Raw genomic sequence first — 26484 nt, forward strand, 5'->3', positions numbered from 1 at the left:
GAGCCCTTGAAGCCCCTGCGGCTCTTCCGCGCCTGGTGCCTGTTGGGGGGCTCGTGTGACGCGGTGGGGCCGGCGTGCGGACGCCGGCCGCCGCAGGGTCACTGCATGGTCCCGTCCTGTATCAATTCAACCTTGTACCCGTCGGGATCCGTGATGAAGGCGATCACCGTCGTGCCGCCCTTGACCGGGCCCGGCTCGCGCGTGATCGCGCCGCCGAGCGCGGCCGCCTTCTCGCGCAGCGCCGCGCAGGTCGCCGCCACGTCGGGTACGCCGATGGCGATGTGGCCGTAGGCCGTACCCGGCTCGTAACGCTCGACGCCGTAGTTGTAGGTCAGCTCCAGCTCGGCCTGCTCCGGATTGCCGCCGGCATAGCCGAGGAAGGCGAGGTCGTACTGCTGCTCGGGGCGGCGCGTCGTGCGCAGCAGCGTCATGCCCAGCACCTGGGTGTAGAAGTCGATCGCGCGCTGCAGGTCGCCGACGCGCAGCATGGTGTGGAGGAATCGCATCGTGGGGGGTCGCCCGGTCGGGCGGAGCGGGTGGAAGAGGGTTCAGCGCGCGGCGCCGCGCTCGCGGTCCAGCCAGACGGCCAGGCCCTGGGCATTGAGCTCGATGTCGACCTTCAGCGCCCGCAGGCCCTGATCGAGATCGGGCAGGCCGTGGCGCTGCAGCTGCGCGCGGTAGAGCTCGGCCAGCGCCTGCTTGAGCGCGGCATGGCGCTCGGTGGCGGGCAGGGCGGCCAGCGGGCGCGCCAGCGCCACCATGGCGTCGATCTGCTCGTGCAGCAGGCCGGCCAGACGCGGCACGTCGCCGACGCGGCCGAAGTGGGTCAGGTACATCCAGCGCGGGGTGGTCTCCAGCAGGCGGTCGAGCGAGCGGTGCAGTGCATCGGGCTCGAACTGCACCGGGCTGGAGGTCGGCAGGATCCAGGGCCCGGCGGCCGTGTCGTGGCAGCGGTAGCTCAGGCCGAAGGTGTCGCCGGTGAACCAGCCACCGCTGGCCGCGTCCCACACGCACAGGTGGTGGCGCGCATGGCCGGGGGTGTCGAGCAGACGCAGCGGCCGGCCGGCCAGCGGCAGGGTCTCGTCGGCGCCGGCCTCGCGCACGCGGTGGGCGGCCACCGGCAGCAGCACGCCGTAGTCGCGCGCCATCGCGGTCGCGCCGTAGACGGCGAGCGCGCCCTGGAACAGCGCCGTCGGATCGATCAGGTGCCGCGCGCCGCGCGGATGCACCACCAGCGTGGCGGCCGGCAGCGCCCGCATCAGCAGGCCGACGCCGCCGGCATGGTCGAGGTGGACGTGGGTCGGGATCACCCAGTCGACCGCCTCGGCGGCCAGACCGAGCGCGTCGAGCGCGGCCAGCAGGCGCGGCACGCCGTGGTTGGTGCCGGTGTCGACGAAGGCCGCGCGGCCCTGCTCGACGATCAGGTAGGCGGCGTCGAAATGGTCACCGTGGAAGAAGGTGTCGATCTGGAAGACACCGTCGGACAGCGGGACGAGCCAGTCGGGCAGGTTCATGACGGCGGGCCGTGGCGGCAGCGGGTGGCGTGGCCCGCAGTCTAGCCGGCAGGCGGCGGCCGCGCCGCCGTGCGGCGGGCGGCGTGGCTGCCCGCGCCGTGGGCACGGCCGCAGCGCATGCCGCCGTCGCTCACATGAACTGCTCGTTGCCGACCAGGCCGATCTTCTTCGCGCCCAGGCGCTGGGCGCTGGCCATGATCATGGCCACCACCTTGTAGGGCACGGCGCGGTCCGGGCGCAGGTGCAGCTCGGGCTGCTCGGCCAGGGCCGCGACCTGGCCCAGCCGGGCTTCGAGCGCCGCGCGGTCGGCCAGCGCCTCACCGTTCCAGTGGATCGTGCCGCCGGCATCGACGTGGATGCGCACGATCTCCGGCGGCTTGGGCTGGGTCGTGTTCTGGCCCACCGGCATGTTCATCTTGACCGCGTGGGTCTGGACCGGGATGGTGATGATCAGCATGATGATCAGCACCAGCATCACGTCGATCAGCGGCGTGGTGTTGATCTCCATCATCACGCCGTCGTCGTCGTTCTGTCCCACTTGCATCGCCATGTTCAGGCTCCTCGGATGTGGCGTTGGGGACGCTCAGTTGTTGGCCGGAGGTTCGGTGATGAAGCCGACCTTGGCGATGCCCGCGCGCTGGCAGGCCACCACCACGCGGCCCACGCCTTCGTAGGCGGCGGCCTCGTCGCCACGGATGTGGACCTCGGGCTGCGGCACCTTGACGCTCTCCTTCTTCAGCTCGGCCAGCAGCGTGGCGGCGTCGGGGATGCGGCGGGTGTTCCAGTAGATGTCGCCGTTGCGGGCGACGGCCAGCAGGATGTTCTCCGGCTTGGTCTGCGTCGCCTCGTTGCGTTCCTTCGGCAGCTTGAGCTCGATGCTCTGCGTGACCACCGGAATCGTGATCAGGAAGATGATCAGCAGCACCAGCATCACGTCGACCAGCGGCGTGGTGTTGATGGCGGAGTTCATCTCGTCGTCGTCGCCGTCGGGCGACCCCAGGGACATGGCCATGGCGCTCTCCTGTGCGGTCTGGGCCGACCGGCCGTCGGACCGGCCGCCCGCGTGGGCGATCCGGTGCGGCCGCTGCGGCCCCGGTGACGATCAGGCGCGCGGGCCGGCCAGCAGCACGTTGTGCACGTCGGCACTGAAGGCGCGCACGCGCTCCATCACCTGCTTGTTGCGGCGGATCAGCCAGTTGTAGCCCATCACCGCCGGCACGGCCACGGCCAGGCCGAAGGCGGTCATGATCAGCGCCTCGCCCACCGGGCCGGCGACCTTGTCGATCGAGGCCTGGCCGGCGATGCCGATGGCCGTCAGCGCGTGGTAGATGCCCCAGACGGTGCCGAACAGGCCGATGAACGGCGCGGTCGAGCCGACGGTGGCCAGGAAGGCCAGACCGTCCTGCAGGCGCGACTGCACGGTGCCGACGGCGCGCTCGACGCTCATCGTGATCCAGGTGTGGCGGTCGATGGCCTCGACCAGCGTGCCCTCGTGGTGGTCGACGGCCTTGACGCCGGTCTCGGCGATGTAGCGGAAGGCGCTGGTCGACTCCAGCGTGGCGGCGGCGGCGCGCACGTTGCCGGCCTTCCAGAAGTTGTCGCCGATGGCCGCGGCGCTCCTGAACAGCTTCTGCTGCTCGATCAGCTTGGTGATGATGATGTACCAGCTGCCCATCGACATGATGATCATGATGATCAGCGTGCCGCGGGCGACGAAGTCACCCTGCTTCCACAGCGCTTCCAGGCCGTAGGGGTTGTCGATCTTGGCGGGTGCGGCTTCGGGGGCGGAGGCCATGGCGGCCTCGACCGCAGGGGCGGCGCTGGTGGCGCTGGCGGCCGTCATGGCCGGCTCGGAGGCCTGGGCGGTGGCGGCCGTCGGCCACAGCAGGGCGCCGGAGGCCAGGGCGGTGCCCAGGCTCAGCAGCAGCGGGGCGGCCCAGCGGCGCAGGCGTGCGGTGACGGTGCGGGTCGGGGTCGAGAGGGGCATGGTCACTCCAGGAACGATCGGTACGGTACGGACGAGGTCTCGGACCCGCACGCGCGCACCGCCACGCCGGTGGCGTGGGGGGTGCAGGATCGCGGCGGGACGGGGCACGAGCGGCGGCGGAGTGCCCGCGGGAACGCGTGCAGCGGCAGGCGCTGCGCGGTCGTCGCTGGACACGGGCGATGGCTGGTCCAGCGGCCGCGGTACGGCCCCGGCCGGATGCCAGGGGCCGCACGCGGCGGGTGCGGAGATCACTCGTCGAGTCTCCACGCCACTTCGACGTCGGTGCTGGAGCTTACCGCATGACCGCTGTCGTCGCGCGCGGCGGTCGCGCCGCATCCGGCTGCACTCAGCTTCTCGGCCGCGGTGCGGTCGAGCAGGCGATGTTCGCGGGACGGGCCCGAGCTGCCGATGACCTCGGCCTTGACGATGCGTCCGCTGGCGTCGATCGTCAGGCGCAGGCGGGTCACGCCGCTGACCTCCGCGCGGGCGGCGGCCGGCGGGTAGTCGTCCCGCGAGACGCACTGCGAGAGGTTGTTGACCCGGGCGCCGACCGGCCGCTGCTTCGGCGGGGCGGGGGGCGCCGCCGGGGCCGGTGCCGGCGCGGGTGGTGCGGCCGCCGCCGGGGGCGGCTCGGTCCGTGCGGGCGGTGGCGCCTCGCGGCTGACCGTCAGCGGCGGGGCCGGTGGCGCCGCGGCAGGCCGCACCTCGGCCGGTGGCACGAAGGTGGGCGGTGGCGGCGGTGCCACGGGCGGAACGGGCGCGGGCGGCGGCCGGGCGGCCGCAGGAGCGGGAGCGGGAGCGGCCGGCGGGGGCACCGGGGCGGGCGGTGGCGGAGGGGGAGGCGGCGGTGGCGGGGGAGGCAGTTCCTGGATCAGCACCGCCTCGACGGGCGTCCAGACCTGCTGGGCGATCTTGCGGTGCAGGCCGTTGACCAGGGCCCAGCCGATCAGGGCATGCAGGGCGAGCACGGCACCGATGCCGACGGCCTGGCGGCCTGCTGGACGGCGCTGCTGGCTGAGGTAATCCAAGGACGGAACTCCACGACGACGACGGAGGCGGCATCGGGCGGCCGCGGGTCACCGCCCGGGCCGTGGGCCGGCGGTGGCCGCGCGCACTATAGCGGGCGGCGGGACGGCCTGCGGGCGGGCGCGGCGTGAGGCCCGCGCGCGCGGCGTCCGCCGGATCTCTGGTCGGGATGCCATGGCCCGAGGCGCGGCCCTGCACGCTGCCGCGCCACGGCAAGGTCTTGTGCGGGCTGGCAACATCGCCGGCGCTGCGGCGCCTCTCCGCGCGCCGCGCGCTCCGCCTTCCCTGGACCCTGACCTTGCCCCCCCCATGAGCACTGCCCGTACCGCCGAACACCCCGTCGATCCCCAGTTCACCGAGCGCTGGTCGCCGCGCGGCTACACCGGCGAGGCCCTGCCGCGCGAGCAGCTGATGAGCCTGCTGGAAGCCGCGCGCTGGGCGCCCTCGGCCTCCAACCAGCAGCCCTGGCGCTTCGTCTGGGCGCTGGCCGGCACGCCGGCCTTCGACGCCATCCACGCCGGCCTGATGGCGGGCAACCAGGGCTGGGCGGCCCAGGCCTCGGCGCTGGTCGTCGTGCTGTCGGTGCGCAGCCAGGTGCCGGCCGGCCAGACCGAGCCCAAGGCCAATCCCTGGGCCAGCTTCGATGCCGGTGCGGCCTGGATGAGCCTGGCGCTGCAGGCCCGCGCCAGCGGCTGGGACACGCACGCGATGGGCGGCTTCGAGCGCACGGTGCTCGATGCCGCACTGCAGGTGCCGGCGCACATGGCCATCGAGGCCGTGGTGGCGATCGGCCGCCGTGGTGATCCGGCCGTGCTGCCGGAGGCGCTGCGGGCGCGCGAACAGCCCAATGCCCGTCTGCCGCTCGCCGCGCTGGCCGCCGAGGGCCGCTGCGACTTCGGCGCCTGAGCGCGTCGCTCAGCGGGCCGGCTGGCCCAGCAGCGCGCACACCGCCTGCCACTGCGCGGGCGTCACCGGCGTGATCGACAGCCGGTTGCCGCGCTGCAGGATCTGCAGGCTGGCCAGCTCCGGCCGCTGACGCATCTCGGTCAGCGGCAGCAGGCGGGTGCGTGCGCGCAGGCGCACGTCGACCAGCATCCAGCGCGGTGCCGCGGGCGTGGCCTTGGGGTCGTGCCAGCGGCTGGCCGGATCGAACTGCGTCGGATCCGGATGGGGCGCGCTGGCCACCTCGGCCAGACCGGCGATGCCGGGCTGCGCGCAGGACGAGTGGTAGAACAGCACGCCATCGCCGATGCGCATCGCGTCGCGCATGAAGTTGCGGGCCTGGTAGTTGCGCACGCCGACCCAGGGCACGCACTGGCCGGGGGCGGCCGCCAGGTCATCGATCGAGCAGTCGTCGGGCTCGCTCTTCATCAGCCACAGACCGTGGCCATGGGCCTCGACCCGAGGGGCCGGGTGGGCGGTGGAAGTGACGTCGGACATGAGGGGTGGCCGACGCGCACCGTGGGCGTCAGGCCGGAGCCGCGACGGCGGGCGCCGCGGCAGGAGGAAGGGGGGTGTCCGTCACGGCCCCGGAGGCCGCATCCTGAACCCTAGTTGGTCGGATTCAGGTGGGCGAGGTCAGCGGTGCTTCGGGTTCATCTGACGCGAGACGATCACACCAGCTCCGCAATGTTCCAAGCCCTGGCTCAATGAGCATCGGTTCAAGGAATCAAGCCCACAGGACCGCGACGGACGAATCCAGTATAGCCACGCGCAGCGGCTCTGTGGAGCGACCGCACGTGTGCGGGGGGCTTGATCGGGACGGCGGTGGAGCCGGCCCCCCGCGGCGGGCTCAGATCGCGGCGAGCGCGGCGTCCAGCCGGTCGATCAGCGCGCCGATGCGGCGTTCGGTGGCGGCATCGATGGCGCTGCGGCCGGCATCGGCATCGGTGTCGGTCGCGGGCTGTGCGGCCGGCGCCGCGACGGCCACCGGTGCGGCGACCGGACGGGCGGCCACGTTCAGCCGGGCCTGCAGTTCGATCTGCTGCCAGGCCAGGTTCAGGGCCGTCAGCACGGCGATGCGCTCGCGGGCCTTGACGCGGCCGGCGTCGCGGATCGCGCACATCTCGCGGTCGACCAGACCGGCGGCGTCGCGCAGCTGGGCTTCCTGGCCGGGGGGGCAGGCCAGTGCGTAGCTCTGGCCGAGGATGGTCGCTTCGAGCGAGGTCGGGGCGGGCGCGCTGCTCATCGGGGCTCCGGGCGGTCGGCGGGCGACAGGATGGCCGGGCTGACGACCGGGCGTGTGCTGCCGTCGCCCGGCGCGGCCAGCAGCTGCACCAGCATGTCGATGCGCGCGCGGGCGGCGGCCAGGCGCGACTGCAGGCTGTCGCGGTCGCGCTGGAGGTGGTCGAGCTGCTGCTGCAGCGCGTCGCGCTGCTGCACCAGGCTGTCGCGCTCGGCGCGCAGCAGGTCGTGGCGCTGCACGAGACGCTCGATGCGCTCGGCCAGTTCGTCGAGTCGGTTCATGGGGGAGGAGTCTGGGGGGCCGGGCGGTCGGCGACCCGGCACGGCGGTCGCCCGGGAGGCCTGGGGGCCGGGCCCGGCCGCCCTGGGGCTGAGCGGATGCCCGCGATTGTAGGCGCCCGGGTGTCAGATTGGCGTCGGGGCGGGGCTGTTAGGATGACGGCTTCTGCTGGTGCTCCGGTGCGTGTTCCGCGCGCCGGGTTAAACGGGAAGCAGGAAGGTCAGGCCCCACGGGCCACGGCCCAACCTGCGCTGCCCCCGCAACGGTAAGCGGACGGTGCAGGCTCCATCCGGAGCCCGCGCCCGCTCTCGTGTTCCATGCCACTGGTGGCCGCCTTCTGGGGCGGCGACCGGGAAGGCCGCGAGGGTCGTCTCCGCCAGCCCGGATACCGGCCAGCAAGGTCAGATCGGTCCGGTTCCGGCAGTGCGTCGGGGCGGGTTCCGGCTGCGTCGCAGGTGCCCGCGGGGAAGCGGTCGGCCTGTCCAGATCTTCCGTGTCGTTCCCATGATTCCTGACTTCCATGCCGTTGGCGTGCGGCTCCGCCTTGCCGATCGCACCGTGCTGGCCCTGAGCGTCGCGCTGGCCTTCGCCGCGATGCCGGCCCGCGCCCAGGCCCCCGCCGAGCGGGTCGTCGTGACGGCCACCCGTTCGGCCGAGGAGCTCTCCAGCCTGCCTTTCGGGGTCAGCGTGATCACGGCGGGCGAGCTGGCGCGTTCGGGCGCGACCACGGTCAATGAGGCGCTGATGCGCCTGCTGGGCATCACCGGGCGGATGGATCTGGCCGGCGGCGGGGAATACCAGCTCGATCTGCGCGGCTACGGGGTCACCGCGGGCCAGAACCAGGTCGTCATGATCGACGGCATGCGGGTCAACGAGGCGGATCTGGGCACGACCCGTCTGGCCGGTGTCGCGATCGATGCGATCGAGCGCATCGAGGTGCTGCGCGGCAGCGGTGCGGTGCTCTATGGCGAGGGCGCGACGGGCGGTGTGATCCACATCGTCACCCGTGCGGGCCGCGGTCACCGTCAGGCCGACGGGGGCGAGGTGCTGGTCGGCTTCGGCTCGGATCACCTGCGACAGCTGCGCGGCAACGTGCACGCGAATCTGGGCGAGCTCACGCTGGAGGCGTCCGGCAGCCGCAAGCTCAGCGACGGCCACCGCGACAACTTCGCCTCCGGTGTCAGCACCGGTGCCGTGGCCGCGCAATGGCAGCGTGGTGCGCATCGGGTGGCGCTGCGCCACGCGCAGGACGAGGTGCGCTCGGGCTGGCCGGGCGCCTTGACGGCCGACCAGTACGCGGCCGATCCGGCCCAGGCGTCGTCGCCGTCCGACTGGGGTCGCAGCCTGGGGCGGCGCACGACCCTGCAGGCCCAGACCCGCGTCGCGGGCTGGACCCTGTCCGCGGACGGGGGCCTGCGGGCGGCCGAGCAACGCAGTGCGAGCCATGGCTATGACCACGATGTCGATGCCCGTGAGGTCGGCCTGCGCGCGCAGCACGAGTCCGTGATCGCGCCCGGCCTGCGCCATGCCGTCACCTTCGGCAACGAACACCAGTGGTGGAAGCGCGACATCCGGTCCTACCCCGGCATCGCACGCCAGAGCAGCCATGCCTGGTTCCTGCGCGATGTGCTGAAGCTGCCGCAGGGCACCGAGTTCAGCGCCGGCGCGCGCTGGAACCGCAGTGTGAAGTCCCTGGTGGACGACTACAGCAGCCTGCGCCAGGACGACCGCAGCGATGTCTGGGAGCTGGGCGTCATGCATCCGCTGGGTGCGAACCTGCGCGCCTTCGGTCGCATGGGCACCAGCTGGCGGCTGGCCAATGCGGACGAGTTCAGCTTCACCCAGCCCGGCGTGCTGTTGCGGCCCCAGCGCTCGCGCGACGTCGAGCTCGGCCTGCGCTGGGCGCAGGGGGGCGATCGTGCGGAAGTGCGGGTCTTCCGCAGCCGGCTGCGCGACGAGATCGGCTACGACCCGACGGTGGCCAACAGCAATGCCTGGAACGGCTCCGGTGCCAACGTGAACTTCGACCCGACGCGTCGCCGCGGCGTGGAGTTCGAGGGCACCCGCGCGGTCTCCCGTACGCTGGATCTGCGGGCCACGCTGGCCTGGCGCGAGGCGACCTTCACCCGCGGCGCGCACGCGGGCAAGGACGTGCCGCTGGTGCCGAGCCGCTCGGCCTCCGTCGGGACGTTCTGGAAGCTCGGCCCCCTGGGTGTGCCGGGCGGACAGCAGACGCTGGGTGCGTCGGTGCGGCATCAAGGCGGCACGACGCATCCGGACATCGCCAATGCCTGCCGGGTGCCGGGCCACACGGTGCTCGATGCCCGCTGGGCCTGGGCCGTGTCGAACGTGGAGTGGGCCGTCGACGTGAGCAACCTCACCGACCGCAGGTACTACACCCAGGCCTACGGCTGCGAGGTGTCCACCGGTCGCACGACGTCGATCTATCCGGAGTCGGGCCGTGCGGTCGGCGGCTCTGCCCGCATCGCCTTCTGACCATGAGCGCGGGCGCCGCCGTCGTCCTCGTCGCCGCCCCGGCCTCCGGCCAGGGCAAGACCAGCGTGGCCTGCGCGCTGGCGCGGCTGCATGCGCGTGCCGGGGCGCGGGTGCGGGCCTTCAAGTGCGGGCCTGATTTCCTCGATCCGGCCTGGCTGGCGCTGGCCAGCGGGGCGCCGGTCGATGCTCTGGACCTGTGGATCAACGGCGAGGCCGACTGCGCGCAGCGGCTGCGGGCGGCGGCCGAGACGGCCGATCTGGTGATCGTCGAGGGCGTGATGGGCCTGTACGACGGCCAGCCGAGCGCGGCCGATCTGGCCCGGCGTTTCGGCCTGCCGGTGCTGGCCGTCATCGATGCCGGGGCGATGGCCGGCACCTTCGGCGCGCTGGTGCACGGCCTGCGCCACTACCAGGCGGCCGAGCACGGGCCCTTGCCCTGGGCCGGTGCGCTGGCCAACCGGGTGGGCAGCGCGCGCCATGCGGCGATGCTGGCCGAGGCGCTGCGCGCCGACGATGGCTGGGCCGGCGCGTTGCCGCGGGTGGCCGCCGGCGCGCTGCCCGGCCGTCACCTCGGTCTGCTGTCCAGCGATGAGCTGCCCGACGCGCGGGTCCGCCTCGACGCGCTGGCCGATGCGCTGGCCGCCACGCCGCTGGGCGCGCGACCGCTGGCCGACTGGCCGCGCTGGCCGCTGCCGGTGGGGTCTCCGGCCCTGCTGCCGGCTGAGGCGTCGCCGGCCGTGGCGACGTCCGGTGCTGCGGGCGGCCCCTCGGCCGTGCCGGCGGTGCCGCGCCTGTTGGCCGGCCGCCGGGTGGCGGTCGCGCGTGACGCGGCCTTCGCCTTCATCTACGACGCCAATCTGCGCACGCTGCATGCGCTGGGGGCGCAGACGGTCTTCTTCTCGCCGCTGGCCGGTGATCCGCTGCCCGATTGCGACGCCGTGTGGCTGCCCGGCGGCTATCCCGAGCTGCATGCCGCCGCGCTGGCCGCCCGCCGCGATCTGGCGGCCCAGCTGGCCGCGCACCTGGCCGCCGGGCGTCCGCTGTGGGCCGAGTGCGGCGGCCTGATGGCGCTGGCCGACGAACTGGTCGACCTCGACGGAGGCGTCCACCGGCTCTGGGGCCTGCTGCCGGGGCGGGTGAGCATGGGCCGCCGGCTGGCCGCGCTCGGGCCGCAGGCGCTGGCACCGTGGCCGGCGACGGCGCAGCTGCAGGCGGGCGCGACCCGCCAGCCTGCTGATGCCCAGGCCGAGGCCCAGCCCGAGACCGAGACCGAGACCACGGACCCGACGCCCGGACTGAGGGGCCACACCTTCCACCATTCGACGCTGCAGACGCCGCTGGCACCGCGGGCGCGCACCCGGCCGGCGCGGGGCGGTGCGGTCGGTGCGGCGGCGGACGGCGAGGCCTTCTACGTCCACGGTGCGCTGCGCTGCAGCTACTTCCACCCGTGGTTCGCCTCGTCGCCGTCGCTGGCCGCGCGACTGTTCCTGCCGGACGGCGGTCCTGCGCCGGTGCCGGACCGGCCCTCAGGATCAGGAGCCGACCATGCATGAGCTGCTGCTCGGAGGCCAGCGCAGCGGCAAGTCGCGCCGGGCCGAGGACCGGGCCGCGCAGTGGCTGGCCGGCACGGCCGCCGACGGCGTGCCGCGCGAGGCCGTGCTGCTGGCCACCGCCCAGGCCGGCGATGCCGAGATGGCCGCGCGCATCGCGCGCCATCAGGCCGACCGCGCCGTCCGCGTGCCGGGCCTGGTGACCGTCGAGGAGCCGCGCGAGCTGGCCGCCGCACTGCGCCGGCTGGCCGATCCGCGGCGCCTGATCGTCGTCGACTGCCTGACGCTGTGGCTGACGAATTGGCTGATGCCCTTGCCGCCGCTGCAGCCCGATGCGCAGGCCTGGGCCCGGCAGCAGCAGGCGCTGCTGGAGGCGCTGGCCGCCGCCCCGGCGCCGGTGGTGCTGGTGTCCAACGAGATCGGCCTGGGCGTGATGCCGATGGGCGCCGAGACGCGGGCCTGGGTCGATGCGCTGGGCCGCCTGCACCAGCGCCTGGCGGCCGCCTGCGGCCGGGTCACGCTGATGGTCGCCGGCTGCCCGCTGGTGGTGAAGGCGCCGGCATGAGCGGCGGGCGGGCGGGTCGCCTGCGCGGTGCGCTGCAGGCCGGCGTCCTGGCCTGGGCCGCCGTGGTCGCCTTGGCCACCGTGGCCGGTGCCGCCCTGGCCGCACCGGAGGCTCCGCCTGTCGCGCCGGCCACCGCGCGGCAGGCGTCCGCCCCCGTCTGGCCACTGACGCTGCGCGACGACCGCGGCCACCGTCTGACGCTGCCGCGGGCGCCGCAGCGCATCGTCACGCTGCTGCCCTCGCTGACCGAGACGGTGTGCGTGCTCGAAGCCTGCGACCGGCTGGTCGGCACCGACCGCTATTCGAACTGGCCGGCCGCGATCGCCGCGCTGCCGCGGCTCGGCGGGCTCGACGATGCGCAGCTCGAACGCATCGTCGCGCTGAAGCCGGATCTGGTGCTGGCCTCGGGCTCGGCGCGGGCCGTCGAGCGGCTGGAGGCCCTCGGCGTGCCGGTGCTGGCGCTGGAGGCGCGCACCCTGGCCGATGCGCAGCGCGTGATGCGCGTGGTCGGCCGCGCGCTCGGCCGCGAGGCGGCGGCGCAGGCCCAGGTGCAGCGCATCCAGCAGCGGCTGCAGGCGCTGGCGGCCCGGGTGCCGGCCGGCTGGCGCGGCCGCAAGGCGTATTTCGAGGTCTCGTCCTCGCCGCACGCGGCCGGCACGGCCAGCTTCATCGGCGAGCTGCTGGCGGTTCTCGGCGTCGGCAACATCGTGCCGCCCGAGCTGGGGCCGTTCCCCCAGCTCAGCCCCGAGTACGTGGTGCGGGCGCGACCCGATCTGATGCTGGGCTCGCGCCGGGCGGTCGAGGCGATGGCCGGGCGTCCGGGCTGGGCTGCGCTGCCGGCCCTGCGCGACGGCCGGTTCTGCGGCTTCGACGAAGCGGCCTACGACACGCTGGTGCGCCCCGGTCCGCGGCTGGCTGAAGCCGCCGGCCATCTGCAGCAGTGCCTGCAGCGGCTGGCGCCGCCGGCCGGGGGGCGCTGATGGCCTGGACGGCCCGCCTGACCGGCACCTCGACGCGCCTGGGCGCCCTGCTGGCGGCCTTGCTGCTGGCCGGTCTGGCGCTGGGGCTGGCGGTCGGTCCGCTGGGGCTGGAGCCGCCGTGGGCGCTGGATGCCGAGGCGCGCCGGCTGTTGCTGGGCGAGATCCGCGCGCCGCGCGGTCTGGGCTCGGCGCTGGCCGGTGCGCTGCTGGGGCTGGCCGGGGCGCTGGCCCAGGGCCTGTTCCGCAACCCGCTGGCCGATCCCTATCTGCTGGGCAGCGCGTCCGGTGCCGGGCTGGGGGTGGTGGCGGTGCTGGCGGCCGCGCCGCTGACCGCCGGTGCGGCCGCGGCCTGGCTGCCGGCCGGCCTGGCCGCCGGCCTGGGCCCGCTGCTGGCCGGCACCGGTCTGGTGGTCGCGGCCTTCGTCGGTGCGCTGGGCGGCGTGGCCTTGACGCTGGCGCTGGCCGGGGGCGCCGCGCGGCCGCTGAAACTGCTGCTGTGCGGTGTGGTGGTGGGCGTGCTGCTGGGCGCGCTGTCCGATCTGCTGATGCTGGTCTCGCCCGAGGCCCTGCGCGGCAAGCAGGCCTTTCTGCTCGGTTCGACCGGGCTGCTCGGCTGGGAGGCGGTGCGGCTGCTGGGCGGGGTCCTGCTGCTGTCGCTGCCGCTGGCCCTGCGCGGCGCGCGCGTGCTCGATGCGCTGGTGCTGGGTCCGCAGACGGCGGCCAGCCTGGGCCTGGCGCTGCCGCGGCTGCGCATGGCGCTGGTCGTGGTGCTGGCGCTGTGCACCGGGTGCGCGGTGTCGCAGGCCGGGCTGGTGGCCTTCGTCGGCCTGGTCGCGCCCCACATCGTGCGGCGGCTGGTGGTCGTCACCCACGGGCCGCTGCTGGCGCTGTCGGCGGCCGCCGGCGCGGCCCTGCTGCTGTGGGCCGATCTGGCCGCGCGCTGGCTGGTCGCGCCGCAGGAGCTGCCGGTGGGCGTGCTGACGGCCGTCCTCGGCGGCCTGTACCTGCTGGTGCTGCTGCGGCGGCAGGAGGTGGCCGGATGAGGGCCGGGCACGCACGTGGCGGGTCGCCGGCCCGGCCGGCCCCGGCATCTGCCGAGGCCGCCGCCGACCGGTATCCGGACGCCGCGACCGGCACCACCGCCACCGCCGTGCGGCTGCAGGCCCGCGGCCTGACACTGGATCTGGGCGGACGGCGGGTCGTCGACGACGTCTCGCTGACGCTGTGCGGCGGCGAGTCGGTGGCCATCGTCGGGCCCAACGGGGCCGGCAAGTCCACGCTGCTCGGCCTGCTGGCCGGGCTGCAGCGGCCGGGCGCCGGCACGGTCGCGCTCGACGGCCGGCCGCTGCCGGACTGGCCCGCCCGCGAGCGGGCCGTCCGCCTGGCCTGGCTGGCCCAGCAGGGCGAGGCCAGCGGCGAGCTGGCCGCGCGCGACGTGGTGATGCTGGGCCGACTGCCGCGGCTGGGCCTGCTCGGCAGCCCGGGGCCGGCGGACGACGCGGTGGTCGCTGCCGCGATGGCGGAGACCGAGTGCACGGCGCTCGCGCAGCGCCGGCTCAGCGCCTTGTCCGGTGGCGAGCGCCAGCGCGTGCTGCTGGCGCGGCTGCTGGCGGTGCAGGCGCCGCTGCTGCTGCTCGACGAGCCGACCACCCATCTCGACCCGCCGCACCAGCTGGCCCTGATGCGCAGCCTGCTGGGCCGCGCGCGCGCCGGCGCGGCCGTGGCCGCCGTGCTGCACGACCTGACGCTGGCGCTGATGTGCGACCGCCTGCTGGTGCTGGAGGCCGGCCGCCTGGTGGCCGACGGTGCGCCTGCCGATCCGGCCGTGCAGGCGCGCCTGGTGAGCGTCTTCCGCCATGCCTTCGCCATCGTGCCCAACCCGCAGAGCGAGGTGGCCGGCGCGTCCTTCGCGGCCACCACGTCCGCCGCCGCGGGCTCCGTGACCACCCCCGCACCGACCCCCGCGCCCACCCCCGCGACGACAGCCTGCCGCTGGCTGGTCGTGCCGCAGCTCGCGTGGGGCGTGCCGCCCTCGCCGTGGCCACCATCCTCGCCATGCGTGCCCGCCGACGGTCCGCCGATGCGGCCACCATCCGCCGGCTGATGCCGGTCTTGCCGCGGTCTCTGACGTCCATCCTCATGCCCCTGCCCACCGGCCCCGTGCCGCCGTCCTCCAGACCCTGAGGACGGGCGTCATGCCGGTGGCCCGAACCCTCCGCTGCCGAGCGCCACACCATGCAGATCGAAACGCCTCCCACCGAACGCAGCTCCCCCAAGCCCGATGGCGAGCGCCGCGGCCTGGTGCTGGTGCACACCGGCGACGGCAAGGGCAAGAGCACGGCCGCCTTCGGCCTGGCCCTGCGGGCCCATGGCCGCGGCAAGCCGGTGCACATCTACCAGTTCATGAAGGTGCCGAGCGCGCGCTTCGGTGAGCACCGCGTGTTCGCCCAGCTCGGCCTGCCGATCGAGGGCCTGGGCGACGGCTTCAGCTGGAAGAGCCGCGATCTCGACCACAGCGCGCAGCTGGCGCGCGAGGGCTGGGCCCGCGCCGCGGCACGGATCAGCGCCGGCGAGCACTTCCTGGTCGTGCTCGACGAGATCATGTATCCGCTGCGCTACGGCTGGATCCCGCTGGACGAGGTGCTGCGCACGCTGCGCGAGCGGCCGTCCCATGTCCACGTGGTGCTGACCGGCCGCCAGGCGCCGCAGGAGCTGCGTGAGCTGGCCGACACCGTGACCGAGATGCGCGCCGAGAAGCACCATTTCCAGGCCGGCGTGCCGGCCCAGCGCGGCATCGAGGATTGAGGCGCCGTTGCTGCCCATGAGCCTGGATGTCGTCGCTCCGCCCGTGGCCGTGGTCGCCCTGGCCGCACCGGCTGCGCTGCTGCTGGCGCTGGCGGTCGATCGCCGCTGGGGCGAGCCGCCGCTGGCGCTGCATCCGGTGGTGGCGATGGGGCGCTGGCTGGGCTGGGCCGGTCGGCCCTGGCCCGGCCGGGCGCCGGCCCTGGCCTTCACCGGCGGCCTGCTGGCCTGGTGGGCGGGCGCGCTGATGGTGCTGGCCGTGGCGCTGGCCGCGCAGATCGGCATCTGGGCGCTGTGGGCCGGGCCCTGGCCGGCGGTGCTGCTGGGCGTGCTGCTGCAGGGCCTGCTGCTCAAGCCGCTGCTGGCCTGGCGCATGTTGCACGACGAGGTCGCGGCCGTGGAGGCCGCGCTGGCCGAGGGGCTGGACGCCGGCCGCGCCCGCGTGGCCCGCTTGTGCAGCCGCGACACCGCCGCGCTCGATGCGGTGCAGGTGCGCGAGACCGCGATCGAGACCCTGGCCGAGAACCTCAACGACTCGGTGCTGGCCCCGCTGGCCTGGGCCGCGCTGGCCGGCCTGCCCGGCGCCGCGCTCTACCGCTACGCGAACACCGCCGACGCGATGTGGGGCTACCGCGGCCGCTGGGAATGGGCCGGCAAGTGGGCCGCCCGCAGCGACGACGTGGCCAGTGCGCCGACCGCGCGCCTGGCCGGCTGGGCGCTGCGCACGGCGGGGCTGGGTCCGGCGTCGGCACCGGCACCAGCATCGGCATCGGCATCGGCATCGGCCGGCGGTGCGGGCGAGGAGGTCGCTGCGGCTGCGGATCCTGCGTCCACCCCGCCACAGGTGACGGGCGCGGGCCGGCCGGTCAGCGCCGCCGCGCTGCGCGCCGAGGCCCGCCGCACGCCGTCGCCCAACGGCGGCTGGCCGATGGGGGCGATGGCGCTGGTGCTCGGCGTGCGCCTGGGCAAGCCCGGTGTCTACGTGCTGAACGCCGCCGGCCGCGCCGCCGCGCCGGGCGACATCGGTCGCGCGCTGCAGCTGGCCCGGCGGGCGCTGCGGCGCAGCCTGGTGCCGCTGCTGGGCCTGGCGCTGCTGGCCGGCGGCCTGTGGGCCGGCGTGCCGGGAACCGCGCTGTCGGCGGCGTGGCGGCTGGCCGCGTCCGGAGTGTCGTCATGGATCGCCTGATCGATCGGCCGTGCGGCCCCGGCCGGCCGCGGGGCAGGCGCGGCGACATCGCCGGCGCCCACCGGTCGGACCGCCCGGGCCGGGCCGATGGTGGCGTGGGCGCCGACGTCGCGGCTGGCGCTGGCGGGGCCGATCGTCCTGCGCGCGCTGATCGGCCCGCTGTGTCCCGTGCGCCCGACGCCGGCGAGCTGCGGGACGCGTGCGACGTGCACGTCGTGCAGGGCGGGCCTGACGTGTCCGCTGCATCTGACGCGCCTGACGCGCTCGACGTGCCTGACCTGTCTGACGCACCTGAAACCCCGGACCCGGCCGCCCGCGCGCCACAGGCCCTGCGCTGGCGCCTGCCCGAGCGCTGCGCGCCGCTGCTGCATGGCGGCGCGCATGCGCTGCCGCACGATTTCTCGACCAACACCCATCCTGCGGGGCCTCTGCCCGCGGTCGCCCGGGCGGTGCGCGCGGCCGCGCGCCACCGCTATCCGCCGGCCGACGACCCTGCGCTGCGGCAGGCGATCGGCCGTTTGCACGCGGTCGACGAGGCCCGCGTGCTGCTGTTGCCCAGCGCCTCGGCCGGCCTGCACCTGCTGGCGCGGGCGGCGGCCGACTGGGCCGGCCTCGGCGAGGCGGTCTGGCCGACGCCCGGCTATGGCGAGTACGCCGCGGCCTGCGCCGCGGCCGGCCTGCGGCGGGTCGAGGCATGGGGCGCGGCGGCGGGCGTCGCGGCCGCGGCGTTCCGCGCCGGCGGGCCCCACCCCGACCGCCTGCACCTGTGGGCCGAACCCTCCAGCCCCGACGGCCGCAGTGATGCGGCCGCGCTGCGGGCCGTGCTGGACGCGTCCGGGCACGATCTGGTGCTGCTGGATCTGGCCTATCAGCCGATGCGGCTGGACGGTGATCCGGCGGCCGAGGCGGCGATGGCCGCCGGCGCCTGGGCGCCCGCCGGCTGGCTGGCCCGCGGTCTGCCGCACGGCGCGGCCCGGGCCTGGCAACTGTGGTCGCCGAACAAGGCCTGCGGCCTGACCGGCGTGCGCGGTGCCTATGCGCTGGCGCCCGAGGGCGCGCAGGCGGTGGCTGCCGCGCTGCGGGCGGCCCAGCCGTCCTGGCCGCTGGGGGCCGATGGCCGCGCGATGCTGCAGGCCTGGGCCGCGCCCGCCACCCAGCAGGCGCTGGCCGCCAGCCTGGCCCGCGTGCGGCGCTGGCGGGCCGATCTGGCGCGTGTGCTGCAGCGGGCCGGCTGGTCGGTCGAGCCCGATGGCGTCAGCCCCTTCCTGGTCGCGCGCGCGCCGGTGGACCGGCCCTGGGATGCGGACCGTGCCCGCGCCGCCGGCGTCGCGCTGCGCGCCACCGACAGCCTGGGCCTGCCCGGCGCCTGGCGGCTGTGCGCCCGCCCGCCGCGGGCGCTGCGAGCGCTGGCGGCGCTGCTGGCGGACGGGCAGGGACAGGACGAGGCCGCCGTGGCACGACCCACCGCGGCGTCCGCCGCGCCTGCCACCCCGCTCACCATCCCCGCCGATCCGACCCCCCTGCCGCGGCCCCGTGCCGCCCCGCCACGATGACCCGATCCGCCAAGGCCGTGATGGTGCTGGGTTGCACCAGTGATGCCGGCAAGAGCTGGCTGGCCACCGCGCTGTGCCGCTGGTATGCGCGCCAGGGCCTGACCGTGCGCCCGTACAAGGCGCAGAACATGAGCAACCATGCCCGGGTCGTGCCGCTGCACGACGGCGCGCCGGGCGAGCTGGGCGAGATCGGCTCGGCCCAGTACTTCCAGGCCCTGGCCGCCGGCTGCGCGCCCGACGTGCGCATGAACCCCATCCTGCTCAAGCCCGAGGCCGACACGCGCAGCCAGGTGCTGGTGCGCGGCCGCGTCGATCCCGCGTTGACGACGCTGCCCTGGCGTGAGCGCAGCGCCCGCCTGTGGCCGCTGGCGCGTGCCGCGCTGCACGCGTTGCGCGACGAGGCCGAGCTGCTGGTGATCGAGGGCGCCGGCTCGCCGGCCGAGATCAACCTGGCCGCCAACGACTACGTCAACACCTTCACCGCGATCGAGGCGCAGGCCCGTTGCCTGCTGGTGGCCGACATCGACCGCGGCGGCGCCTTCGCCCACCTGCACGGCACGACCGCGCTGATGGACGCGCAGGTGCGCACGCAGCTGGCCGGTTATGTGCTGAACAAGTTCCGCGGTGACGCCCGCCTGCTGTCACCGGCGCCCGAGATGCTGGAGGCGGCCACCGGCGTGCCCACGCTGGCCGTGATCCCGATGCGCCGTGGCCACGGCCTGCCCGAGGAGGACGCCGTGCCGGCCGACGCCCGCGGCGCCCACGGCCTGCCCGCGCAGCGCCGGGTGGTGATCCTGGCCACGCCGCATGCCAGCAACCTCGACGAGTTCGAGCCGCTGGCGCGCTGCGGTCTGGCCCTGCGCTGGGTGCGCAGCACCGCCGATCTGCGCGAGGCGCTGGCCGACAGCCACTGGCTGGTGCTGCCCGGCAGCAAGCACACGCGGGCCGATCTGGCCTGGGTGCGCGCGCAGACCGGCATGGCCGAGGCGATCCGGGCCCACGTGGCTGCGCAGCGGCCGCTGCTGGCCGTCTGCGGCGCGCTGCAGTGGCTGGGCGCGGTGGTCGACGACCCGCAGGGCCTGGAGGGCGGGACGGCCGGGAGCGCCGCCGGCCTGGGCCTGCTGCCGCTGCACACCCGCTACGCGCCGCACAAGGGCCTGAGCCGTGCCGCGCACCGCCTGGGCCGGCTCGACGGGCCCTGGGCGCCGCTGTCGGACCTGGCCGTCGACGGCTACGAGATCCACCTCGGCCAGACCCGGCCGCTGGCCAGCGGCGATGAGCAGCCGGCCGAACCCCTGCGCCCGGCCTTCGCCGGCCGCGGCGATCTGGGCTGGCAGCAGGGCCCTGTGCTGGCCGTCTATCTGCACGGCCTGTTCGAGAACCCGGCCGTGCTGCAGGCGCTGTTCGGCCGTGCGGTGCCGCCGCTGGACCGGGTCTTCGACGACCTGGCCGATCTGCTCGATGCCAGCTTCCGCCCCGGTGCCCTGATGGGGCTGCTGCGCTGATGTCCTGACCGTGCGCGCCGCCGGTGCGTGCGGCCGCCCCCCGTTCCCTCTTCTTGCCCGTCCGGAGACCCTCGCCCATGACTTCCCCGCTGACCGAACTGCAGGCGCTCGACGACGCGGCGCTGGAGGCCCGTCTGGCCGCGCTGCTCGACCGCGTGCAGCCGCGCGCCGATGCGGCGCTGGCGCAGCGCCTGCAGCAGCGCCTGGACCGCCTGACCAAGCCCACCGGCGCGCTCGGCCGACTGGAGGCGCTGGCGCTGCAGATCGGCGTGCTGCAGGGCCGCACCCATCCGCGCATCGAGGATCCGCAGCTGATGGTCTTCGCCGCCGACCACGGCCTGGCGCGGCAGGGCGTGTCGGCCTATCCGCAGGAGGTCACCTGGCAGATGGTGGCCAACATGCTGGGCGGTGGCGCGGCCGTCAACGTGCTGGCGCGCCAGCACGCGCTGGCGCTGACGCTGGTCGACGCCGGGGTCGCGCACGACGTCGCCGCGCTGCCGGGCGCGGCGGTGCAGGGCGCGCCGCGTGGCGCGGGCCTGCCCGACGGCGTGGTCGACGCCAAGCTGGGCGCCGGCACCCAGGACGCCAGCGCGCAGGCCGCGATGACGCTGCGCCAGGCCCGGCTGGGCCTGCTCACCGGCGCGGCCCTGCTGCAGGCGCGGCCGGGCCAGGCGCTGGTGCTCGGCGAGATGGGCATCGGCAACACGGCCAGCGCCGCGCTGCTGCTGCACCGCCTGGCCGGCGTGCCGCTGGAGACGGCCACCGGCCGTGGCACCGGCCTGGACGACGCCGGTCTGGCCCACAAGCGCGCGGTGCTGCAGCGCTGCGCCGACCGCGCCCCCGACGCGCAGGACCCGCTGACCGTGCTGGCCGAGTTCGGTGGTTTCGAGATCGCGATGATGGCCGGCGCCGCGCTGCAGGCTGCGGCCGAGCGCCGCGTGCTGCTGGTCGACGGCTTCATCGTCAGCGCGGCCGTGTTGCTGGCCTGGCGCCTGGCACCGGCGGTGCGCGAGGCCTGCGTGTTCGCCCACCTCGGCGCCGAGCAGGGCCATGCGGCGCTGCTGCAGGTGCTCGGCGCGCAGCCGCTGCTGCAGGGCCTGGGCCTGCGCCTGGGCGAGGGCTCGGGCGCGGCGCTGGCCTGGCCGCTGCTGGAATCGTCGCTGCGTCTGCTCGACCAGATGGCCAGCTTCGAGTCCGCCCAGGTCAGCGACCGCGCATGAGCGGCCGCCGCCCGCCGCCGACGCCATTGACGCCACCGCCGCCACCGCCGCCACCGCCGCCACCGCCGCCACCGCCGCCACCGCCGCCGCCGCCGCCGCCGCCGCCGCCGCCGCCGCCGCCGCCGCCCGCCCACCGCGGGCCCTGGGCCGCGCTGCGGCACGAGCTGCGGCTGGCCGGTGTCGCACTGCAGTTCCTGACCCGGGTGCCGGTGCGCTTCGCCCACTTCGAGCCGCAGTGGCTGCAGGACTGCGCGCGGCATTTCCCGCTGATCGGCGCGGGCATCGGCGCGGTGTCGGCCCTGGTGCTGCTGGCGGCGGCCGCGCTGTGGTCGCCGACGGTGGCGGCGCTGGCCGCGCTGGCGGCCTCGGTCTGGCTGACCGGCGGCTTCCATGAGGACGGCCTGGCCGACACCTGCGACGGCCTGGGCGGCGCCGTCAGCCGCGAACGGGCGCTGACGATCATGAAGGACTCGCGTCTGGGCAGTTATGGCGCGCTCGGCCTGGGCCTGACGCTGGCGGCCAAGGTCGCGCTGCTGGGGCTGCTGGCCGCGCGCGCACCGGCGCTGGCGGCGCTGGCCCTCGTCGTCGCCCACACCGTCTCGCGGGCGGCCACCGTCTCGCTGCTGGCGGTGCTGCCCTATGGCGGTGATCCGGACCATGCCAAGGCCAAGCCGTTGGCGCAGTCGATCCGGCGCGCCGGCTTGGTCGTGGCCTGGGGCTGGTGCGCGGTGCTGGGGGGCGGGCTGGTGCTGGCTCAGGGGGTGATCGACGGGATGGCCGGACCGCTGGGCGGACCCGTGCTGCAGGCCGGCGCTGCGGCACCCGACCCGGCGGTGGCCGTCGCGTGGCTGTGGCCGTCCGCACTGCGCTGGGCGGCGGTGCTGGCCGCGGTGCTGTGGGTGGCCGCGCTGTGCGCGCGCTGGCTGCGGCGGCGCCTGGGCGGCTACACCGGCGACGGCCTGGGCGCGACCCAGCAGTGGACCGAGCTGGCCGTCTACGCGGTACTGGCGGCCGCATGAGCGGCGACCGGGCGGGCAGGGTGCGGCCGTTGTGGTCGGTATCGTCGCCGGGTGCCGCGACGCTGGATCTGTGGCTGTGGCGCCATCCGCGGCCGCGCGGCGTGGCCGGGCGCTGCATCGGCCGCACCGACGTGCGGGTCGATCCGCGCCGCGCCAAGCGGCTGGCCCACCGCATCCGCGCCGCCCAGCGTCGCCACGGTGGCCCGGCCGAGATCTGGACTTCGCCCTTGCGGCGCTGTGCCGATGTTGCCGCCTGGCTGGGGCGCTGGGGCTGGACGGTGCGCACCGATGCCGCGCTGCTGGAGCTGGACTTCGGCGCCTGGGACGGCCGGCCCTGGTCGGCCGTGCCCTGGTCCGCGGTCGCGGCCTGGGAGGCCGACTTCGCGGGCCATGCCCCGGGCGGCGGCGAGTCACTGCAGGCGATGGCCCTGCGCCTGGACGGTTGGGTGAGGAGCTTCGCGGCGGCCGGCACGGACGGCGGCGCCCGGCGCTGGGTGGTCGCCCATGCCGGCGCGATGCGCCTGCTGCAGCGCCGGGCCGACGGCCTGCCCGCGACGGTCGAGCGGGCGGCCGACTGGCCGGCGCCGCCGCGCTACGCCCGCCTGATGCGCGTGCCCATCAGCGGCCAGCCGGGCACCTGAGGCCGAGCCTCGCGGCCGTCATCCCGCCGTGCCCGGCGCGCTGTCGCACCAGCGGCTGACCATGCAGGCCCCGCAGTGCGGGCTGCGTGCGGTGCAGACGTAGCGGCCGTGCAGGATCAGCCAGTGGTGGGCATCGCGCCGGTAGGCCTGCGGCACGCGGCGCTCCAGCTGCTGCTCGACGGCCAGCGGCGTCTTGCCCGGCGCCAGGCCGGTGCGGTTGCCGACGCGGAAGATGTGGGTGTCGACCGCCATCGTCGGCTCGCCGAAGGCCACGTTGAGCACCACGTTGGCCGTCTTGCGGCCGACGCCGGGCAGCGATTCCAGCTCGGCGCGGCTGCGGGGCACCCGGCTGCCGTGGTGCTCGATCAGGATGCGGCAGGTGGCGATCAGGTGCCGCGCCTTGCTGCGGTACAGGCCGATGGTGCGGATGTACTCGGCCAGCCCGTCCTCGCCGAGGGCCAGGATGGCCTGCGGCGTGTGGGCGACCGGGAACAGCCGGCGCGTGGCCTTGTTGACGCTGACGTCGGTGGCCTGGGCCGACAGCAGCACGGCGGCCAGCAGCTCGAACACCGAGCTGTACTCCAGCTCGCTGGCCGGTTGCGGATTGGCCGCGGCCAGCGTGGCGAAGAACGGTTCGATGTCGGCGTCGTGCATGGTCGAGCGCGATTGTCGATATCCAGGGCCTGTCGTGACCCCTCGTTCCGGGTGTCGGCTTGTGTCCGTCTGCATCCTGGCCGGGGCGGCCGGCCCGTGGCCTGCGCTCAGCCGGCACGGCGCAGCAGCGGCGCCAGCTGCACCCACAGAATGCCTGTCAGGATCAGGGCACAGCCGGCCAGTCCCTGCAGGCCCAGGCGGTCGCCCATCCACCAGGCGCCGAACAGCGCGGCGAAGACGGTCTCCGACGACAGCACGATGGCGGCATCGGCGGGCGGCGCATGGCGCTGGCCGATCACCTGCAGCGTGAAGCCGACGCCCACCGACAGCACGCCGGTGTAGACGATCGCACCGGCCGCGCGCTGCAGGCCGTCGGCCGTGATCTGCTCCAGCCCGCAGGCCAGCGCCGCCGACAGCAGCGTGCAGACCAGGAACTGCCCGCAGGCCAGGCGGTAGGCGCCGCGCAGTCGGTTGGCGATCTGGCCGACCAGCAGCACGTGCAGCGCCCAGGGCAGGGCGCTGGCCAGCACCCACAGATCGCCGGCCGACAGCGTCCGCGGGCCGGCGCCGGCGCCGCCGGTCAGCAGCCAGGTGCCGATCACGCAGCCCACGGCCGCCGGCCACACGCTCCAGTGCGGCAGCACGCGCTGCAGCAGCCAGCCGGCCACCGGCACCAGGGGCACGTAGAGCGCGGTCAGGAAGCCGGCGTTCGTCACCGTGGTCGACATCAGGCCGATCTGCTGCAGCACCACGCCGGCGCACAGCAGCGTGCCCAGCGCCAGGATCCAGCGCAGCGCGGCGCGGCCCTCCAGGCGGCCGGCGGCCGTGCTGTCCGCGGGCCGCGGCTGCGCCCGCAGGCGCCGGTGCTCCTGCCAGGCCAGCGGCGCGACCACCAGCGTGCCGAGCGCGAAGCGCAGCGCGGTGAAGCTCAGCGGGCCCACGCCGTCCATGCCGAGGGCCTGGCCGACGAAGGCCGAGCCCCAGATCACCGCCGCCAGCAGCAGCAGCGCATTGGCCTGCCAGCGGTGCAGGCCGGGCGTCGGCGTGCTCATCCGCGGTCGGTGCCGGCAGGGCCGGAGCCCGGGCCGCCGGCCGCACGGGCGCGGGCCTTGGCCAGCGCGGCCTCGATCACGCTGCGCTTGCGTGCCAGGGCGTCGGCGTCGGTCAGGCGGCTGGCGGCGGCCAGGTCGGCCAGCTTGTGCTCGGCCTTGTCGGCCAGGCGGGCGGCGTCCTCGGCCGGCCGCCGTGCCAGGCGCTCACGGTGGCGCTGGTAGGCGGCGCGGGCCTGCTCCGCCAGCGCCGCGCTCCAGGCGGCCCAACCGCTGGCCTCAGGCGACGGCGCGGCGTCACCGGCCGGCCGCGGCACCATCACGATGCAGTCGACCGGGCAGGCCGGCAGGCACAGCTCGCAGCCGGTGCAGTCGGCCTCGATGACGGTGTGCAGGCGCTTGTGGGCGCCGGCGATGGCGTCGACCGGGCAGGGGTCCAGGCACAGCGTGCAGCCGATGCACCAGGCCTCGTCGATGCGCGCCAGCAGGCGCGGGCCTTCCGTGCCGCAGGCTGGATCCAGCGGCCGCGGCGCCTGGCCGGCGATCGCCGCCAGACGGGCGATGCCCTCGGCGCCGCCGGGCGGGCAGCGGTCGATGCCGACCTCGCCGACGGCCACCGCCTCGGCATAGGCCCGGCAGTCCGCGTAGCCGCAGCGCATGCACTGGGTCTGCGGCAGGGCCGCGTCCAGCGCGTCGGCGAGCGCGGCCTGGGCGGGGGAGAGCGGCGTCACGGCGACCGGGCCGGCCGCCGGAGCGGCCGACCGGTCGCTCGTGTCCATCTCAGGTCCCGTTGCGTCGGCGGGCGGCCGCCTTCTTGGCCGCCGGTCCGGTGCTGGCCGGACGTGCGACCGAGCGCGCCGGGGCTGCCGCACGGGCCGGCAGGCTGGCCGGCGCGGGTGCGGCCTTGGCCACGGCGGCGGTGGTGGTCAGCGGCGCCGCGGCCGGCGCGGCCTCGACGAGGGCGGCCGGCACCGCCGGCGCATCGGCCGCGGGCTTGCCGCTGACGTCGAAGCGGCGGATGAAGTCGCGGATCTGCGGGTAGACCATCTCGCGCCAGCGGCGGCCCGAGAAGATGCCGTAGTGGCCGGCACCGACCACGTCGTAGTGGAACTGGCGGTCCTTGGGGATGCCGGTGCACAGGTCGTGGGCGGCGCGCGTCTGGCCGGCGCCGGAGATGTCGTCGAGCTCGCCCTCGACCGTCAGCAGCGCGCTGGTCGAGATGTCGGCCGGCTGGACCCGCGTGCCGTCCACGTCCCAGGTGCCGTTGACCAGGCTGAAGGCCTGGAACACCGTGTGGATGGTCTCCAGGTAGTACTCGGCCGGCATGTCCAGCACGGCGTTGTACTCGTCGTAGAACGAACGGTGGGCGTCGGCCGAGTCGTCGTCGCCCTGGATCAGGTGCTGGTAGTAGTCGTAGTGCGAGCTCAGGTGGCGGTCCGGGTTCATCGCCACGAAGCCGGTGTGCTGCATGAAGCCCGGGTAGACCGCGCGGCCGGCACCGGCGAAGTTCGGCGGCACGCGGTAGATGACGTTGTTCTCGAACCAGGACAGGCTCTTGTTCATCGCCAGGTTGTTGACGGCCGTCGGCGAGCGGCGGGCGTCGATCGGCCCGCCCATCATCGTCATCGTGCGCGGCGTGAACTCGCCGTGCGTGGCCATCACCGAGACGGCGGCCAGCACCGGCACCGTCGGCTGGCACACGCTGATCACGTGCACGTCGGGGCCGATGTGGCGGATGAACTCCTGCACGTACTTGACGTAGTCGTTCAGGTGGAAGGGGCCGATGTCGGCCGGCACGGTGCGCGCGTCGGTCCAGTCGGTGATGTAGACCTTGTGGTCCTGCAGCAGCTGGCGCACGGTGTCGCGCAGCAGCGTGCTGTGGTGGCCCGACAGCGGGGCGACGACCAGCACCGTCGGATGCTGCTTCATCCGCTCCAGCGTCGCCGTGTCGTCGGTGAAGCGCTTGAAGCGGATCAGCCGGCAGAACGGCTTGATGATCGGGTGCTGCTCCTGCACCGCCACCTCCTGGTCACCGACCTGGGCCGTGCGGATGCCGAACTCCGGCTTCTCGTAGTCCTTGGCCAGACGGTGCAGCAGGTCGAAGCCCGCCGAGATGCGCTGGGCCATCGGCGTCTGCGCGAACGGCGACAGCGGATGGTCGTACAGCTTGGCCGAGGCGGCGGCGAACTCGGCGAACGGCGCCATCAGCGCGCGTTGGGTCTCGTAGAGCTGGTAGAGCATCGGGGCGGTCTCCGGAGGGGTCGGTCCCTGCC

Annotated in this window: 27 protein-coding genes and 1 riboswitch; of the genes, 14 read left to right on the forward strand and 13 right to left on the reverse strand. The window is 75.3% G+C overall.

All coding sequences use genetic code 11. The features are described from left to right. Positions 1–98: 98 nt before the first annotated feature. The 6 genes from gloA to AACH11_RS17995 all read right to left on the reverse strand — a co-directional run bounded on the left by gloA (position 99) and on the right by AACH11_RS17995 (position 4529). Positions 99–506: a lactoylglutathione lyase gene (gloA, locus tag AACH11_RS17970; RefSeq protein WP_341375631.1), complete on the reverse strand. Its 408-nt coding sequence runs from the start codon at positions 504–506 to the stop codon at positions 99–101. Between the two features lie 42 nt (positions 507–548). After that, the gene (locus AACH11_RS17975; RefSeq protein WP_341375632.1) at positions 549–1514 is read right to left on the reverse strand and encodes an MBL fold metallo-hydrolase; all 966 of its coding nucleotides are present in this window, start codon (positions 1512–1514) and stop codon (positions 549–551) included. A gap of 130 nt (positions 1515–1644) precedes the next feature. Next, a complete protein-coding gene (locus tag AACH11_RS17980; protein WP_341375633.1) occupies positions 1645–2064 on the reverse strand; it encodes an ExbD/TolR family protein in 420 nt (139 codons plus the stop codon). A 33-nt stretch (positions 2065–2097) separates the two neighbouring features. Beyond that, positions 2098–2526, reverse strand: a complete 429-nt coding sequence (locus AACH11_RS17985; protein ID WP_341375634.1) for an ExbD/TolR family protein — start codon at positions 2524–2526, stop codon at positions 2098–2100. Between the two features lie 90 nt (positions 2527–2616). Further along, entirely contained in the window at positions 2617–3501 is an 885-nt protein-coding gene (locus AACH11_RS17990) for a MotA/TolQ/ExbB proton channel family protein (protein WP_341375635.1), read from the reverse strand. 248 nt (positions 3502–3749) lie between these two features. Then, a complete protein-coding gene (locus tag AACH11_RS17995) occupies positions 3750–4529 on the reverse strand; it encodes a TonB family protein (RefSeq protein ID WP_341375636.1) in 780 nt (259 codons plus the stop codon). A 307-nt stretch (positions 4530–4836) separates the two neighbouring features. Here AACH11_RS17995 and AACH11_RS18000 point away from each other — a divergent pair, with 307 nt between their 5' ends. After that, entirely contained in the window at positions 4837–5433 is a 597-nt protein-coding gene (locus AACH11_RS18000) for a nitroreductase family protein (protein ID WP_341375637.1), read from the forward strand. Positions 5434–5442: 9 nt separating this feature from the next. Here AACH11_RS18000 and AACH11_RS18005 read toward each other — a convergent pair whose 3' ends face one another. The 3 genes from AACH11_RS18005 to AACH11_RS18015 all read right to left on the reverse strand — a co-directional run bounded on the left by AACH11_RS18005 (position 5443) and on the right by AACH11_RS18015 (position 6993). Continuing rightward, on the reverse strand, positions 5443–5898 hold the full coding sequence (locus AACH11_RS18005; RefSeq protein ID WP_341375720.1) for an EVE domain-containing protein: 456 nt from the start codon (positions 5896–5898) through the stop codon (positions 5443–5445). A gap of 421 nt (positions 5899–6319) precedes the next feature. Then, entirely contained in the window at positions 6320–6715 is a 396-nt protein-coding gene (locus AACH11_RS18010) for a cell division protein ZapA (protein WP_341375638.1), read from the reverse strand. Next, positions 6712–6993 (reverse strand): DUF904 domain-containing protein, encoded by a 282-nt coding sequence (locus tag AACH11_RS18015; RefSeq protein WP_341375639.1) that lies wholly within the window; start codon positions 6991–6993, stop codon positions 6712–6714. The genes AACH11_RS18010 and AACH11_RS18015 overlap by 4 nt, the downstream gene beginning before the upstream one ends. Before the next feature lie 150 nt (positions 6994–7143). Further along, positions 7144–7402, forward strand: a riboswitch (cobalamin riboswitch). Positions 7403–7495: 93 nt separating this feature from the next. Here AACH11_RS18015 and AACH11_RS18020 point away from each other — a divergent pair. From AACH11_RS18020 to AACH11_RS18080, 13 genes are all read left to right on the forward strand, one after another. Beyond that, positions 7496–9487 (forward strand): TonB-dependent receptor, encoded by a 1992-nt coding sequence (locus AACH11_RS18020; RefSeq protein ID WP_341375640.1) that lies wholly within the window; start codon positions 7496–7498, stop codon positions 9485–9487. A gap of 2 nt (positions 9488–9489) precedes the next feature. Then, a complete protein-coding gene (locus tag AACH11_RS18025; protein ID WP_341375641.1) occupies positions 9490–11040 on the forward strand; it encodes a cobyrinic acid a,c-diamide synthase CobB in 1551 nt (516 codons plus the stop codon). Continuing rightward, a complete protein-coding gene (locus AACH11_RS18030) occupies positions 11033–11602 on the forward strand; it encodes a bifunctional adenosylcobinamide kinase/adenosylcobinamide-phosphate guanylyltransferase (RefSeq protein WP_341375642.1) in 570 nt (189 codons plus the stop codon). The genes AACH11_RS18025 and AACH11_RS18030 overlap by 8 nt, the downstream gene beginning before the upstream one ends. Beyond that, positions 11599–12582, forward strand: coding sequence for an ABC transporter substrate-binding protein (locus AACH11_RS18035; RefSeq protein WP_341375643.1), 984 nt, complete (start codon positions 11599–11601; stop codon positions 12580–12582). Before AACH11_RS18030 ends, AACH11_RS18035 begins: the two co-directional genes overlap by 4 nt. Then, positions 12582–13625, forward strand: a complete 1044-nt coding sequence (locus tag AACH11_RS18040; protein ID WP_341375644.1) for a FecCD family ABC transporter permease — start codon at positions 12582–12584, stop codon at positions 13623–13625. The genes AACH11_RS18035 and AACH11_RS18040 overlap by 1 nt, the downstream gene beginning before the upstream one ends. Further along, positions 13622–14686, forward strand: coding sequence for an ABC transporter ATP-binding protein (locus tag AACH11_RS18045; protein ID WP_341375645.1), 1065 nt, complete (start codon positions 13622–13624; stop codon positions 14684–14686). Before AACH11_RS18040 ends, AACH11_RS18045 begins: the two co-directional genes overlap by 4 nt. A gap of 131 nt (positions 14687–14817) precedes the next feature. Further along, positions 14818–15387 carry a cob(I)yrinic acid a,c-diamide adenosyltransferase gene (gene cobO / locus AACH11_RS18050; RefSeq protein ID WP_341375646.1) on the forward strand — a complete coding sequence of 190 codons (570 nt, stop codon included), beginning with the start codon at positions 14818–14820 and terminating at the stop codon, positions 15385–15387. 16 nt (positions 15388–15403) lie between these two features. Continuing rightward, positions 15404–16570 carry a CobD/CbiB family cobalamin biosynthesis protein gene (locus AACH11_RS18055; protein WP_341375647.1) on the forward strand — a complete coding sequence of 389 codons (1167 nt, stop codon included), beginning with the start codon at positions 15404–15406 and terminating at the stop codon, positions 16568–16570. A 269-nt stretch (positions 16571–16839) separates the two neighbouring features. Next, positions 16840–18123, forward strand: a complete 1284-nt coding sequence (locus AACH11_RS18060) for an aminotransferase class I/II-fold pyridoxal phosphate-dependent enzyme (protein WP_341375648.1) — start codon at positions 16840–16842, stop codon at positions 18121–18123. Next, on the forward strand, positions 18120–19628 hold the full coding sequence (locus AACH11_RS18065) for a cobyric acid synthase (RefSeq protein ID WP_341375649.1): 1509 nt from the start codon (positions 18120–18122) through the stop codon (positions 19626–19628). Before AACH11_RS18060 ends, AACH11_RS18065 begins: the two co-directional genes overlap by 4 nt. Positions 19629–19705: 77 nt before the next feature. After that, complete coding sequence (gene cobT / locus AACH11_RS18070; RefSeq protein WP_341375650.1) at positions 19706–20848, forward strand: nicotinate-nucleotide--dimethylbenzimidazole phosphoribosyltransferase; 1143 nt, start codon at positions 19706–19708, stop codon at positions 20846–20848. After that, positions 20845–21867 carry an adenosylcobinamide-GDP ribazoletransferase gene (locus AACH11_RS18075; protein ID WP_341375651.1) on the forward strand — a complete coding sequence of 341 codons (1023 nt, stop codon included), beginning with the start codon at positions 20845–20847 and terminating at the stop codon, positions 21865–21867. Before cobT ends, AACH11_RS18075 begins: the two co-directional genes overlap by 4 nt. Positions 21868–21896: 29 nt before the next feature. After that, a complete protein-coding gene (locus AACH11_RS18080) occupies positions 21897–22508 on the forward strand; it encodes a histidine phosphatase family protein (RefSeq protein ID WP_341375652.1) in 612 nt (203 codons plus the stop codon). An 18-nt stretch (positions 22509–22526) separates the two neighbouring features. Here AACH11_RS18080 and nth read toward each other — a convergent pair whose 3' ends face one another. The 4 genes from nth to AACH11_RS18100 all read right to left on the reverse strand — a co-directional run bounded on the left by nth (position 22527) and on the right by AACH11_RS18100 (position 26452). Beyond that, positions 22527–23162, reverse strand: a complete 636-nt coding sequence (gene nth, locus AACH11_RS18085; protein ID WP_341375653.1) for an endonuclease III — start codon at positions 23160–23162, stop codon at positions 22527–22529. Positions 23163–23269: 107 nt separating this feature from the next. Beyond that, complete coding sequence (locus AACH11_RS18090) at positions 23270–24214, reverse strand: DMT family transporter (protein WP_341375654.1); 945 nt, start codon at positions 24212–24214, stop codon at positions 23270–23272. Beyond that, positions 24211–24990, reverse strand: a complete 780-nt coding sequence (locus AACH11_RS18095) for an RnfABCDGE type electron transport complex subunit B (protein ID WP_341375655.1) — start codon at positions 24988–24990, stop codon at positions 24211–24213. The genes AACH11_RS18090 and AACH11_RS18095 overlap by 4 nt, the downstream gene beginning before the upstream one ends. 1 nt (position 24991) lies before the next feature. Continuing rightward, on the reverse strand, positions 24992–26452 hold the full coding sequence (locus AACH11_RS18100; RefSeq protein WP_341375656.1) for a polyhydroxyalkanoate depolymerase: 1461 nt from the start codon (positions 26450–26452) through the stop codon (positions 24992–24994). Between the last annotated feature and the right edge of the window lie 32 nt (positions 26453–26484).

The sequence above is a fragment of the Pseudaquabacterium rugosum genome (assembly GCF_038066575.1).
In the GTDB taxonomy this organism is placed as follows: Bacteria; Pseudomonadota; Gammaproteobacteria; order Burkholderiales; family Burkholderiaceae_C; genus Pseudaquabacterium; species Pseudaquabacterium rugosum.